This window comes from Achromobacter aegrifaciens, assembly GCF_902859735.1.
In the GTDB taxonomy this organism is placed as follows: Bacteria; Pseudomonadota; Gammaproteobacteria; order Burkholderiales; family Burkholderiaceae_B; genus Achromobacter; species Achromobacter aegrifaciens.
This window is the reverse complement of the sequence record NZ_CADIJY010000003.1, coordinates 594,687-608,428: the sequence shown is the minus strand read 5'-3', so window position 1 is coordinate 608,428 and position 13,742 is coordinate 594,687. Positions and strand designations below refer to the sequence as shown.

Sequence of the window (13,742 nt, the reverse complement as noted above, 5' to 3'; positions counted from 1 at the left end):
CCGGCGGTTCCGATACGGGCGTATGACATTATGCGCCTGCCTTGCCTCCCGCGGAGGCTGCAGGCGGGCCGTTCCCGTCCATCAAGTGGACGGGAAGGATCACAGCGACTTGGCCAACTGATCCAGGATGGCCGGATTCTCCAGCGTGGAAACGTCCTGCGTGATTTCCTCGCCCTTGGCGACCACGCGCAACAGGCGGCGCATGATCTTGCCCGAGCGGGTCTTGGGCAGGTTGTCGCCGAAGCGGATGTCCTTGGGCTTGGCGATGGGGCCGATTTCCTTGGCCACCCAGTCGCGCAGCACCTTGGCGATGGCTTGCGCCTCTTCGCCTTCCGGACGCGAACGCTTGAGCACCACGAAGGCCACCACGGCTTCGCCCGTCGTGTCGTCCGGACGGCCCACCACGGCGGCTTCCGCCACCAGTTCGTGCGCCACCAGCGCGGACTCGACTTCCATCGTGCCCAGGCGGTGGCCGGACACGTTCAGCACGTCGTCGATGCGGCCCATGATCCAGAAATAGCCGTCGGCATCGCGCTGCGCGCCGTCGCCGGCCAGGTAGTAGCCGCGCAGTTCCGAGGGGAAGTAGCTCTTCTTGAATCGCTCCGGGTCACCCCAGATGTTGCGGATCATGGCGGGCCACGGACGCTTGATGACCAGGAAGCCGCCATTGCCCTGCTCCACGTCGCCGCCGGTCTCGTCGACGATGGCGGCGGCGATGCCCGGCAGCGGCAAGGTGCAGGAACCCGGCTTGGTCGGCGTGGCGCCAGGCAGCGGCGTGATCATGTGGCCGCCGGTCTCGGTCTGCCACCACGTGTCCACGATGGGGCAACGTTCGCGGCCGATGTTCTTGTGGTACCACATCCAGGCTTCGGGATTGATGGGCTCGCCCACCGTGCCGATGATGCGCAGGCTGTCCAGGTCGTAGTTCTGCGGATGCGCTTCGGGCGCGGCCTCGGCGGCCTTGATCAGCGAGCGGATCGCGGTGGGCGCGGTGTAGAAGGTGGTGACCTTGTGGCGCGCGATCATGTCCCAGAAGCGGCCGGCGTTGGGATAGGTCGGCACGCCTTCGAACACCACCTGCGTCAGGCCGGCGGCCAGCGGACCGTAGGTGATGTAGGTGTGGCCGGTGACCCAGCCCACGTCGGCCGTGCACCAGTACACGTCGTCCTTGCGGGCGTCGAAGGTCCACTTCACCGTCAGCAGCGCCCACAGCAGGTAGCCCGCCGAGGAATGCTGCACGCCCTTGGGCTTGCCGGTGGAACCGGAGGTATAGAGGATGAAGAGCGGATGCTCGGCGTTGACCGGCACGGGTTCGCAGGTGTCGGGCTGCCCGGCTTCGACGTCGTGCATCCAGAGGTCGCGGCCTTCGTTCCATTGCACCTTGCCGCCGGTGCGGCGGTACACGATGACCTTGCTCACGGCCTCGCAGCCGCCCATGGTGAAGGCTTCTTCGACCGCGGGCTTGAGCGGGATGGTCTTGCCGCCGCGCACCTGCTCGTCGGCGGTGATGACCAGGGACGCGCCCACGTCCATGATGCGCTCCTGCAGGCTCTTGGCCGAGAAGCCGCCGAACACCACCGAGTGCGTCACGCCCAGGCGCGCGCAGGCCTGCATGGCCACCACGGCTTCGATCGACATGGGCATGTAGATGATGGCGCGGTCGCCCTTCTTGTAGCCCAGCGCCTTCATGCCGTTGGCGAAGCGGCAGACGCGCGCCAGCAGTTCGCGGTAGCTGACCTTGTTGACCTTGCCGTCGTCGGTTTCAAAGATGATGGCGGTCTTGTCGGCATTGCCGTTGGTCAGGTGCACGTCCAGACAGTTGGCCGACACGTTCAATTCGCCATCGCCGAACCAGCGGTAGAACGGCGCGTCCGATTCGTCCAGGACCTGCGTGAACGGCTTGGTCCACTGCAGGTTGTCGCGCGCCTGCCCGGCCCAGAATCCGTCGAAATCGTTTTCGACCTGCGCGCACAGCGCGTTGTAGGCCTCCATGCTGGGAATCGCGGCGCCTTCTGCTGCGCGCTCGGGCGGCGGGAACACCCGGGTTTCCACCAGTACGGACTCAATAGCGTTCGACATGATCTTTGTCTCCAATCGGTAATTCTGTTTGTTTGTGCCGCTTGTTCATTACCCAACCGCAACCGTATCGCCGCGCTCTTACGGGCACCTTACGCAAAATGCGGGCCGGAGCCCGCGGCGCAAGGCCGGCGCCGGGTAATCAAGGCGTGCCGCCGCGCTCTCGACGCGGCGGCACCGGACAGTCCATAAGGATAGCAGCCTGCGCGAACGGCGCGCCTCAGGCGGCGCGCCGTTCCAGCCCGCGCTTCACGTCCACGCGCGACAAAAGGATGAGGCCGCCCACGAAGAACAGGCCGGTCACCAGGATCGCAAGCCGGTGGTTGCCGTGCGTGGCCCAGGTCACCAGGCCGTAGGTCAGCGGACCGATCACCGCGGCCAGTTGCACCGCGAAGGTCCACAGCGAGTAGAACTCTGCCAGCCGGCCGGCGGGCGCCAGCGCGCCGGTCATGGCGCGGCCCGCGCTCTGCGTGGTGCCCATGCACAGCCCGGCCAACGTGGCCGCGACCCAGAACACGGGCGCGGTCACGGCGGCGTAGGCCACCAGCACCATCACGATCCAGCCGCACAGCGTCAGGGCCAGCGCCGGCTTGTGGCCGATGCGGTCCTGCACGTAGCCGAACGAAAACGCGCCGGCCGCCGCGCCGATGTTTACGGTGAACACCAGCAGCATGATCTGCGGCGTGGTGAAGCCCATGACCTCCGAGGCATAGACCGCGGCCAGCGTGATCACCACCGAAATGCCCGCCTGGTAGCAGGCGATGCACATGAGCAGGCGGCGGAACTCCGGAAAATGCTGCCCGGTTTCGCGCCAGGCATAGGCCAGGCGCTTGAGCATGTGCAGCGCCTCCTGCTTGCCAGCCTGCGGCTTCGCGCGTTCGCGCAGCAGGAAGAAGGATGGCAGCGCCGCCAGCGCGAACACCGCGCACGTGACCACGATGACCCACGGCACGAAATGCTCGGCCGTCTCGCCACGCCCCTCGGCCAGCGTCACGACCACCAGCGACAAGCCCAGCGTGAGCATGCCGCCGCAATAGCCGAAGCTCCAGCCCCAGCCCGAAACGCGGCCCAGCGCGGAGGACCGCGCCAGCTCCGGCAGGAAGGCCGCGACCACGGATTCGCCGACGCAATAGCAGTAGTTGGAAATGACGATGGCGGCCAGCGCCAGCCAGACGTCCCCGGGCCCGGCCTGCGTCAGCACCAGCGTAGCGGCCACGCAACCCACCGTGCTCGAAAACAGCAGGCGGCGCTTGCTGGCGCGCGCATCGGCGCGGGCGCCCAGCGTGGGCATGGTCAGCATGATGAGGAGGTAGGACAGCGACAGCGCCGCGGTCCAGGCCAGCGTGGCCCAGGGCGCGCGCCCGCCGACCACACCGACGAAATAGGTGCTGAACACCGCCGTGAGGATCACGGTGGTGTAGCCGGAATTGGCGAAGTCGTACATGGCCCAGGCCCAGACCTCGCGTTTGGCCACGCCGGGATTCAGGGGGCCGTCGCCCCCTGCTCCAGCGTTCTGCGCGGATGCGCCGGCCGGCGCATCCGACGGCTCGCCGTGGCTCATAGGCCCAGGGCGGCGATGCCAGCTTGAGCGATCAGCACGTCTTCGCTCGACTTCACGCCCGACACGCCGACCGCGCCGACCACATGGCCATCGGCCACGACCGGCACGCCGCCTTCCAGCAGGCCGTCGATCAAGGGGGCCGACAGGAACGAAACGCGGCCATTGTTGATCATTTCCTCGTAGACGCGCGATTCGCGGCGGCCGAGCGCCGCGGTCTTGGCCTTGGCCGGCGCGATGTGCGCCGAAATCGGAGCCGCGCCGTCCAGGCGCAGCATGCCCAGCAGATGGCCGCCATCATCGACCACGGAGATCGTGACGGCCCACTTGTTCTGCAGGGCGTGTGCTTCGGCCGCAGCCAAAATCTTCTTGACGTCTTCGGCGCTCAGCACGGGCTTGGTATTCATTGCAGCGACTCCTTTATTTGTTCCAGGGCGGTGGGATCTTCTATGGTGGTCAGATCGCCGGGATCGCGTCCTTCGCATACCGCGACGATCGCGCGGCGCAGGACCTTGCCGGAACGGGTCTTGGGCAATGCGCCCACGAACCGGATCCTGGCGGGCCTAGCCACCGCTCCCAGCTGCTCTTCCACCAGCCGCATGATATCGCCTTCCAGGCGCTTTGCCCCTTCATCGGTTTCGGCTCCGGCGGGATTCTTGAGCACGGCGAACGCCATCGCAACCTGGCCCTTGAGCGAGTCCGCCACGCCCACGACCGCGCATTCGGCAATCGCGTTGTGGCTATTGACGGATTCCTCGATCTCGCGCGTGCCCAGGCGGTGGCCCGCCACATTGATCACATCATCCGTGCGCCCCAGGATGAACCAGTAACCATCGGCGTCCACCAAGCCCCAGTCGAAGGTCGAATACACCTGGCGGCCGGGAATGGAGGTGAAGTAGGTCTGCACGAAGCGCTCGTCGTCGCCCCAGATGGTGGACATGGCGCCCGGCGGCAGCGGCGGCACGATGGCCACCACGCCTTTCTGGTCGGGGCCCAGATCCTCGCCCGTGGACTCGCTGACGATGCGCGCGTCAAAGCCATATACCGGGAACGACGGGCTGCCGAAGCGCGTCGGGACCTTTTCCACGCCAGGCTGGGCCGACAGGATCGGCCAGCCCGATTCCGTCTGCCAGTAGTTGTCGATGATGGGCTTGCCCAGGCCGCCCGAGATCCATTGCGCGGTCGGCTCGTCCAGCGGTTCGCCCGCCAGATAGACCGCACGCAACGAGGACAGGTCGTGGCGCTTGAGCAGCTCCGGATCCTGGCGCTTGAGCACGCGCACCGCGGTCGGCGCCGAGAACAGGGTGTTGACGCCGAACTCCTCCACCAGCTTCCACAGGATGGCGCCGTCCGGACGCACCGGGGTGCCTTCATACAGCACCGTCGCCTGCCCGCCGATCAGGGGGCCGTAGATGATGTACGAATGGCCCACCACCCAGCCGATGTCGCTGGTGCAGAAGAAGGTGTCGCCGGCGCGGCCGTCGAACAGGTATTCCATGGACGAGGCCAGCGCCACGGCATAGCCGCCGGTATCGCGCTGCACGCCTTTGGGCTTGCCGGTGGTGCCCGAGGTATAGAGGATATAGCTGGGCTCCGAGGACTCCAGCCATTCCACCGGCACCCGCGCGCCCAGGTGGCGCTGGCGCAGCGTCTCGTAATCCAGGTCGCGTCCTGCGACGGGTTCGAACGGCGCCAGGCCGCGGTCGAACACCACCACCGAGGCCGGCGGCGTCTTGGCCAGCGCCAAGGCACGGTCCAGCAAGGGTTTGTAGGGCACGACCTTGCCGCCGCGCGAACCGCCGTCGGTGCAGACCACCACTTTGGGCGCCGCGTCGTCGATGCGCTGGGCCAGATTGACCGAGGCGAAGCCGCCGAACACCACCGAATGTACCGCGCCGATCCGCGCGCACGCCAGCATGGTGAACACGGCTTCCGGCACCATGGGCATGTACAGCAGCACCCGGTCGCCGCGCCCCACCCCGAGCTCCTTGAGCATGGCAGCGGCGGCGTTGACCTCTTCGTACATTTCCTGGCGCGTGTAGACGCGCTCGCGGTCGACCTCGGTGGACACCCAGATCAGGGCCGGCGTTTCGGCCTGGGTCGGCAGCCAGCGGTCGACGGCGTTGTAACAGAGATTGGTGCGCCCGCCCGTGAACCACTTGGCGAACGGCGGCCGGGAGAAGTCCAGCACGGACTCGAAGGGCGTCTCCCAGTGGATGCGGCCGGCCTCTTCCCGCCAGAACGCGTCGCGGTCATGTATCGAGCGGTAATGGAAATCCCGGGTTTTTTGCATTTATGTCTCCTGTTATCTTTCTTAGGCCTTAAGGCTGATTGATTTCTTCTCTGATCCTTCGGTCATTCTGGTAGGCAAACCTTGCACGAGGCTTGCCGCAAGTCAAAATGTTCTACCAAATGTCCACGCTGCATGGACATTAACGCCGGTTTCGTAACTAACTGGTCTTAAAAGTTTGGTAGAATCCCCGCGAAGTTGTAGAACAATGTTGATTTTGCTGACATCTCGGCCACATTCACGGCGAATTCCGTGTTTTTTGCCGTTATCTGCAAATCACCCCCAGGCGCATGCATCGACACTCCAACCACGCGAGACTGAATTCATCCTCCGGCCAAGCAACTCGCGGTCTGCGCTTGCTGGCGTTGGTTGCATGCGTGGTGGGTCTGGCAGGTTGTGCCGCTACAAATCAAAAGTCAACCGCCCATACGTCCGAGATTGACCCCTACGAGACGGAATGGGTCGCCACCTCCGATGATCCCATCGGCGTACTGGTAAGCCAGAAATTCAAGCGCGAACGCCAGAAGACCCACTCCGGCGTCAGCAGCGACAACGCCCTGGTCAGCGAAGCCCTGAACCATCTGGGCATCCGCTACCGCTTCGGCGGCAATTCCCCCGATACCGGATTCGACTGCAGCGGCCTGGTGACCTACACCGCCGAACGTTCGCTGGGCCTGAAGCTGCCCCGCAACGCCGCCGAGATGGCGCAGCAAGGCGTCTCGGTCGCCAAGAACGAACTGAAGGCCGGCGACCTGGTCTTCTTCAATACGCTGGGCCGCCGCTACTCGCACGTGGGCATCTACCTGGGCGACGACCGCTTCGTGCACTCGCCCAGCGCTGGCGGCGTGGTCCGCGTCGAAAACATGACCATGGCCTACTGGTCCAAGCGCTACAACGGCGCGCGCCGCCTGGACAACAGCCTGATGGCGTCCGCCCGCGCCTCCAACTGACACATTCCCAGGATAGCCGCCAGGCTCTCCCCGCTACAAGCAAAACGCCGCCGGACTTTCCAGTCCGGCGGCGTTTTTCCATCTCTTCGCGGCGCTTTGGGCCGCAGGCCGTTTCGGCCTCCCCAGTTTTTTGTTTGGCGGCAGCAGACCGTGTCTTCAGTGCACAGAGCCAGCCCGCTGGCACAGGCCGCATTGCTGCAGGGCCTGCTGCATGCTGCATACCGAACGCCGACAAGCGACGACTCGGATACCGCCACGTTGCGCGGCGTTGCGGAAGGTTTTCATGACGTTGTGGCCCAGGAAGTCGGTCAGCAGGATGACCAGCTGGGTGCCCGAGGGCAGTTGCAACGTCTTCTTTTGATGCGAGGGATCACGCCCGCTGATGTGGTGCGTGATCGAAATATTGTGTCCTTTGAGCAGATCCGGGATGTTGCCAAGGCGGTCGGCGCCCACTACCACTGCACTTAATCCTGCCGTCATGATGAACCTCACTGGGTCGTTGAGACTGGATGTAATGATAATGATTCCTATTTTTTAGTCAACTCAAATGAGATCAGTTCTTATTTAATTATTTTTATGAGCCCATGAAAAGGGATAGCGCGGACCGCGACGCATCAAGAAAAAAGGCGCGCCGCCCAATGGCGCCGCGCCTCTCGCCCCCGTGAAACGGATGCCTACTTGGGCGTGCCCTGCACCGCTTCGGTCACCACCGCGCGGGTCAGCGAAGGCGCCAGCATCTCCAGGAAGGTGTAGACGTAGTCACGCAGGAACACGCCCGCCTTCACGCCGACGCGGGTCGTATGCGTGCCGAACAGATGGCCCACCGGCAGGCCCACCAGGTTGCTGTCGCGGCGCGGATCGTAGGCTACGCCGGCGATGATGCCAATGCCCAGGCCCACGTCGACATAGGTCTTGATGACGTCGGCGTCGATGGCTTCCAGCACGATGTCGGGGTGGATACCCTGGTTGGCGAAGATCTCATCGATGGTGCTGCGGCCGGTGAAGGCGCGGTCGTAGGTCACGATGGGATACTCGGCCAGCTGCGCCAGCGACAGGCGCTTGGCGGCGCTGGAGGTCAGTTCGGCCAGGGGATGGTCCGGGCGCACCACCACGGTGTGTTCCCAGGCATAGACCGGCAAGGTCGCCAGGCCCGGCGTCAAGGCCAGCGATTCCGTCGCCAGGGCCAGGTCGGCCTGCTCATGCAGCACCATTTCGGCCAGTTGCGCCGGGCTGCCTTCGGCCAGCGACAGGTGCACCTTGGGGAATTGCTTGCGGAACGCGGGAATCACGCGCGGCAGCAGATAGCGCGCCTGAGTGTGGGTGCAAGCGATGACAAGGCCGCCTTCGTCGCGGCGCGCGAACTCGTCGCTGACCTTCTTCAGGTTGTCCACTTCGCGCATGATGCGGTCGATGACCTGCGACACCGCCAGGCCGGGCTTGGTCAGCCCCTTGATGCGCTTGCCGTGCCGTTCGAAGATCTTGATGCCCAGTTCGTCCTCGAACTCGATGATCGCCTTGGAGACGCCGGGCTGCGAGGTATAGAGCATCCGGGCGGCTTCGGTCAGGTTGAAGTCGCGCCGGATGGTTTCGCGGACAAAACGAAATTGCTGCAGGTTCATGAATTGGCCCCTGTTAGACGGGCCAATTATAAGTAATAAGGACGCCTCGTTATATAACTTATTTATATAAGCTTACATGCAAGGCGTCCCCAGTTCAGCGCATCGAGATCGTGGTGTTCACGCTCTTGGCATGGGCCGACCAACGCGCCGTGACGGTCTTGGTCTGCGTCCAGAACTGCACGGCCTGCTTGCCATTGGGGCCCAGGTCGCCCAGTTTGGAGCCGCGCGAGCCGGTGAAGCTGAACCAGGCCACCGGCACCGGGATCGGCACGTTGATGCCGACCTGGCCGACGTCGATGTTGTTCTGGAAGTAGCGCGCCGCGCCGCCATCCTGGGTGAACAACGCCACGCCGTTGCCGTTGGGATTGCGGTTGATGAACGCAACCGCGTCCTCCAGCGTTTCCACGCCCACCACGCACAGGACCGGCCCGAAGATTTCCTCGGTGTAGATGGTCATGTTTTCGGTGACGCCGTCGAAAATCGTCGGGCCCACGAAGTTGCCCTGCTCAAAGCCGGCGACCTTCAGGCTGCGGCCGTCCAGCAGCAGCTTGGCGCCTTCATCCACGCCCTTCTGGATCAGGCTTTCGACGCGCTTCTTGGCGTTGGGCGAAACGAGAGGGCCGAGATCCGCTTCGCGGTCCATGCCGGAATTGACCTTGAGCTTCTTCGAGCGTTCGACGAAGTCAGGCAGCCAGTTGCGGGCTTCGCCCACCAGCACGGCCACGGACGAGGCCATGCAACGTTGGCCGGCCGCGCCGAAGGCGGCGCCCACCAGCTGGTTCAGCGCGACCTCGGGATCGGCGTCCGGCAGGATCACGCAGTGGTTCTTGGCGCCCATCATGGACTGGCAGCGCTTGCCGGCGGCGGAGGCACGGTTGTAGATCTCGGTGCCGACGCGGGTCGAACCGATGAACGAGACCGCCTTGATGTCGGGGTGTTCGCACAGGCCGTTGGCGGTTTCCGGGCCGCCGTGCACCACGTTCAGCACGCCCGGCGGCAGGCCGGCTTCCAGCGCCAGTTGCGCCAGGAACAGCGAGGACGTCGGATCCTGCTCGGAAGGCTTGAGGATGAAGGTATTGCCGCAGGCCACGGCGATCGGAAACATGAAGCAAGGCAGCATGACCGGGAAGTTGAACGCGGTAATGCCCGCGCACACGCCCAGCGGCTGGATCAGCGTATAGACGTCGATGCCGGAAGCGGCATTCTCGGCGTACTCGCCCAGTTGCAGGTTGGCGATGGAGCATGCGTGCTCCACCACTTCCAGGCCGCGGCCGACTTCGCCCTCGGCGTCCGGCAGGGTCTTGCCGTGCTCGCGGGTAATCATTTCGGCCAGCTTGCCGGTATTGGCGCGCAGCAGTTCCTGGAACTTCAGCATGACGCGCATGCGAGCGCCCTGCCCGCTGTTGCGCCAGGTCTTGAAAGCCTCCTTGGCGTTGGAGACGGCCAGGTCCAGTTCTTCGCGCGTGGCGAAGGGCACCTTGGCAACGACCTCCTGGGTAGCGGGATTGATCACGTCCCGCCATTCGGTGGTTTTGGACTGCACGAGCTTGCCGCCGATCAATAGCGGAACGCGGGGGACTTCACTCATTTGATGCTCCTCACACTGCATGGTCGATGCGGATGGAATCCGCATACATGGATGGTGAGGCGCCGGCGGCAAGGGCCTGCCGGCGCCCCGGGTTTACTTCTTGACCAGCGGGCAGCTCGAATCCGCCAGCGGCTGGAAGGCTTCGGCGGCCGGAATGGTGGCCACCAGCTTGGAATAGTCCCAACCGCCCTTGGACTCGGACGGCTTTTTCACTTCATACAGGTACATGTCGTGGATCACGCGGCCGTCGGGACGGATGGACGCGTTGCGCATGATCGGATCCTCGATGGGCAGCGCGCGCATCTTGTCCGCCACCACCTTGCCGTCGGTGCTGCCGGAAGCGGCGACCGAGCGCAGGTAGTGCCGCACGCTGGAGTACACGCCGGCCTGCGTCATGGTGGGTTTCAGGCCGCGGAACGCTTTCTCGAAGCGCCCGGACCACTGGCGCGTGGCGTCGTCGTAATCCCAGTAGAAGCCGTCCACGTACGACAGGCCCTGGGCGCTTTCCAGGCCCAGCGCGCGCAGGTCCGACAGGAAAATCAGCAACGAGACCAGGCGCTGGCCGCCGGCCACGATGCCGAATTCGCGCGCTTGCTTGACCGCGTTGACCGTGTCCTGGCCGCCGTTGGCCAGCGCCACGACCTGGGCCTTGGAGGCCTGCGCCTGCAGCAGGTAGGACGCGAAGTCCGGCGCGTTCAGGGGATGGCGCACGCTGCCGGCGACGGTGCCGCCCAGCGCTTGCACGGCCTTGGCCGTGTCGGCTTCCAGCGAATGGCCGAAGGCGTAGTCCACGGTGATGAAGTACCAGGATTTGCCGCCTGCCTTTACCGTGGCCTTGGCGCCGCCCGCGGACTGCGAGTAGGTATCGAACATCCAGTGGAATCCCACCGGCGAGCATTCCTTGTTGGTCAGCGCCGTGGTGGCGGGACCGGAGAACATCACCACCTTGTTCTTTTCGCGCGCAATGCCCTGCACCGCCAGCGCCACCGCGGAGTTGGTCAGGTCGGCGATGGCGGTGACGCCGTCGCGGTCGAACCATTCGCGCGCTTTGGCCGCGCCCACGTCGGCCTTGTTCTGGTTGTCCGCGGACACCAGCTCGATCTTCATGCCCTTGCATTCCGCGGCCAGGCAGTCGTCGATGGCCAACTGCGCCGCCGCCACCGAACCAGGCCCACCCATGCCGGCGTAGGTGCCAGACATGTCCGTCAGAATGCCGATCTTCACTGGCGGCTTATCCGCCGCCTGCGCCTGGCCGACCAATGCGGCGCCCAGACACAAGCCTACGGCCAGCCCGCGTGCGTGCAATTTCATGGATTTGTCTCCTGAGTTTTATTCGTTATGGCGCCGTCTACGCGGCCTGCGGTCCCGGGGTTCAGGCCCCGGAGAGCCTGGCTACAGGCCCCAAGCCCGCCGACCCAGTGTAGATGTGTGAAAATCAACAAGCAACACTAGAAATGCACATTCCTTGTGCATTCATGCACAAAGAAAATTTGCCCGGCGGCGCAGCGCGCAGCCGGGCCTGGAGAGCCGGAAGTGCTTGATTGGGACAGCCTGAGATATTTCCTGGAAGTGGCCCGCACCCAGCGGGTGAGCGCCGCGGCGCGCAAGCTCGGGGTCGAGCACACGACCGTGTCGCGACGCATCCGCGCGCTGGAAGCTGAGCTGGACACCCTGCTATTCGAAAAGTCGCGCGGCGCGGGCTTCGTGCTGACCGAAGACGGCCAGCGCCTGTTCGTCCATGCCGAACAGATGGAGAGCACGGTGCATTCCGCCCGCGAAAACCTGTCGGGCATCGGCCAGGCGCTGTCGGGGCACTTGCGCATCGGCGCCACCGAGGGCTTCGGCAGCTATGTACTGACGCCGTTGGCGGCGGACTTCCAGCGGCGCTATCCGCACATCACGCTGGACATCCTGCCGGTGCCGCGCTTTGTCAGCCTGTCCAAGCGCGAAGCCGACCTGGCCATCACCATCGAGCGCCCCCAGCGCGGCCCCTATGTGTGCAGCAAGCTGTGCGACTACACGCTGCGCCTGTACGGCACGCCCGGCTATCTGGCCAGCCATCCGCCGATCCGAGAGCGCGCGGACCTGGCCGACCACACCTTCATCGGCTACGTCGACGAACTGCTGTTCAGCGAGCGGCTGCGCTATCTGGAAGACCTGCTGCCCGCCAGCAAGGTGGTATTGCGCAGCACCAGCGTGGTGGCGCAATACCACGCCGCGCTACAGGGCCAGTCGCTGGCGATCCTGCCCTGCTTCATCGCCGCGCAGGACCCGCGGCTCACGCCCGTGCTGGCGGACGAGGTCGAGATCACGCGCTCGTTCTGGATGTACTGCCATGAAGACCTGCGCAAGCTCAAACGCGTGACGGCCCTGTGGGAGTTCATTCGCAAGTCAGTGCTGAAGAACGCCGACCTGCTGGCCGGCAAGGGCGGCACGATGAAGTACCTGCCCTGAAAAAGCCGCGGCCCGCGCTGGGCGGGCCGCAAGGCGTTGGATGTGCCGGCGTCAGGCGCTGTTCTTGGGCGCTTTCACACGCAAGCGCCGCATCAGCAGGAAGACCGTCAGCATCGCCACCAAGGCATGGATCGCCCACACGCCCACGCCAAAGCTGAGCTTGCCGTTGGAGATCCAGGCGCGCGACAGGTTCATCAGGTTCATGTAGAGCAGGCCCACCAGGCCGGCGATGAGCAGGTCGCCCGAACGTCCCAGGCGCGGGTTGACGGCGCCCAGCGGAATCGCCAGCAACGCCAGGTTCAGCGCGGCCAGCGGCAGCGAGACCCGCCACATCACTTGCGACCAGCTGCTATTGGTGTTGTCCGCAATCAATTGCGAGGTCGTGCGCGCCTTGGCGGAACGCTCCGCGTTGGCGCGCGCTTCGGCCACGGGATCGCCGCCCGACTTGCTTTCGAGGCGCAGGCCGTACTTGTCGAAGTGCACCAGCCGGATCTCGGGCGTGCCCGGCTTCAGGTCATAGCGATGGCCTTCGCCCAGCACCAGGAAGCGGTCGCCGTTGGGCATGGTTTCGCTATGGGCCTTGCTGGCGGTCAGCACGCTGAGCCATTCGGGACCATTTTCGCGCGCGAATACGTTGCCCAGTTCATCGCTGGGCTCCAGCGGATCTTCGGCGAAGAACACGCGGTTGCCGCCGGACGATTCCGCGAACTGGCCGGCCGTGACCTTGGACAGGTCGGAGCGCTGCTCGAAGCGTTCGTGGTATTCGCCGATCTGGCGGTACGCCCAAGGCGCCGCCACCAGCGTCAACCCCGCCACCGCCAGCGCCACGGGGATGGCGACGCGCAGCACCGGCCGGAACCAGTCGGCCAGCGAGAGGCCGCTGGCGAACCACACCACCATTTCCGATTCACGGTAATTGCGCGTGACGGTGGTGAGGACCGCAATGAAGACGGAGACCGCGAGAATGGTCGGCAATGCGGTGATGGTCGACAGCGCGGCCAGCACCACCACGACGTCCGCCCCGATGTTGCCGCCCGCTGCTTCACCGAGCAGGCGCACGAGCAACACGCTGAGCCATACGATGAGCAACGTGGAAAAGACAACGCCAGCGTGACTGGTGATCTCGCTGACGACAGAGCGTTTGAATAGAGACATGGGAGAATATGCGGGATAATCGACCGCATTCTACACAGACGTACACGGGAAA

At 64.9% G+C, this 13,742-nt stretch carries 11 protein-coding genes; 2 read left to right on the top strand and 9 right to left on the bottom strand.

The annotated features are described in order from the left end of the window. Positions 1-99 precede the first annotated feature (99 nt). From acs to HV766_RS12795, 4 genes are all read right to left on the bottom strand, one after another. Positions 100-2,079, bottom strand: a complete 1,980-nt coding sequence (acs, locus tag HV766_RS12810; RefSeq protein ID WP_054450671.1) for an acetate--CoA ligase — start codon at positions 2,077-2,079, stop codon at positions 100-102. Positions 2,080-2,296: 217 nt separating this feature from the next. Further along, a complete protein-coding gene (locus HV766_RS12805) occupies positions 2,297-3,637 on the bottom strand; it encodes an MFS transporter (RefSeq protein ID WP_175181242.1) in 1,341 nt (446 codons plus the stop codon). After that, entirely contained in the window at positions 3,634-4,041 is a 408-nt protein-coding gene (locus HV766_RS12800) for a GlcG/HbpS family heme-binding protein (RefSeq protein WP_054450667.1), read from the bottom strand. The genes HV766_RS12805 and HV766_RS12800 overlap by 4 nt, the downstream gene beginning before the upstream one ends. Next, the gene (locus HV766_RS12795; protein WP_175181241.1) at positions 4,038-5,927 is read right to left on the bottom strand and encodes a propionate--CoA ligase; all 1,890 of its coding nucleotides are present in this window, start codon (positions 5,925-5,927) and stop codon (positions 4,038-4,040) included. Before HV766_RS12795 ends, HV766_RS12800 begins: the two co-directional genes overlap by 4 nt. A 287-nt stretch (positions 5,928-6,214) precedes the next feature. Here HV766_RS12795 and HV766_RS12790 point away from each other — a divergent pair, with 287 nt between their 5' ends. Continuing rightward, entirely contained in the window at positions 6,215-6,874 is a 660-nt protein-coding gene (locus tag HV766_RS12790; protein WP_054450662.1) for a C40 family peptidase, read from the top strand. 156 nt (positions 6,875-7,030) lie between these two features. Here HV766_RS12790 and HV766_RS12785 read toward each other — a convergent pair whose 3' ends face one another. The 4 genes from HV766_RS12785 to HV766_RS12770 all read right to left on the bottom strand — a co-directional run bounded on the left by HV766_RS12785 (position 7,031) and on the right by HV766_RS12770 (position 11,392). Further along, on the bottom strand, positions 7,031-7,354 hold the full coding sequence (locus HV766_RS12785) for a DUF2325 domain-containing protein (RefSeq protein ID WP_054451313.1): 324 nt from the start codon (positions 7,352-7,354) through the stop codon (positions 7,031-7,033). Between the two features lie 194 nt (positions 7,355-7,548). Continuing rightward, positions 7,549-8,493, bottom strand: coding sequence for a CysB family HTH-type transcriptional regulator (locus HV766_RS12780; protein WP_054450660.1), 945 nt, complete (start codon positions 8,491-8,493; stop codon positions 7,549-7,551). A gap of 94 nt (positions 8,494-8,587) precedes the next feature. Beyond that, positions 8,588-10,081 (bottom strand): CoA-acylating methylmalonate-semialdehyde dehydrogenase, encoded by a 1,494-nt coding sequence (locus HV766_RS12775; RefSeq protein ID WP_054450658.1) that lies wholly within the window; start codon positions 10,079-10,081, stop codon positions 8,588-8,590. 93 nt (positions 10,082-10,174) lie between these two features. Further along, positions 10,175-11,392 (bottom strand): ABC transporter substrate-binding protein, encoded by a 1,218-nt coding sequence (locus HV766_RS12770; RefSeq protein WP_054450656.1) that lies wholly within the window; start codon positions 11,390-11,392, stop codon positions 10,175-10,177. 222 nt (positions 11,393-11,614) lie between these two features. On the opposite strand from HV766_RS12770, the gene HV766_RS12765 reads away from it, so the two are divergent. Next, positions 11,615-12,535, top strand: a complete 921-nt coding sequence (locus HV766_RS12765) for a LysR family transcriptional regulator (protein ID WP_054450654.1) — start codon at positions 11,615-11,617, stop codon at positions 12,533-12,535. Positions 12,536-12,586: 51 nt separating this feature from the next. Here the strand turns inward: HV766_RS12765 and lptF are convergent, their stop codons facing one another. After that, complete coding sequence (lptF, locus tag HV766_RS12760; RefSeq protein ID WP_054450652.1) at positions 12,587-13,690, bottom strand: LPS export ABC transporter permease LptF; 1,104 nt, start codon at positions 13,688-13,690, stop codon at positions 12,587-12,589. Positions 13,691-13,742 lie beyond the last annotated feature (52 nt).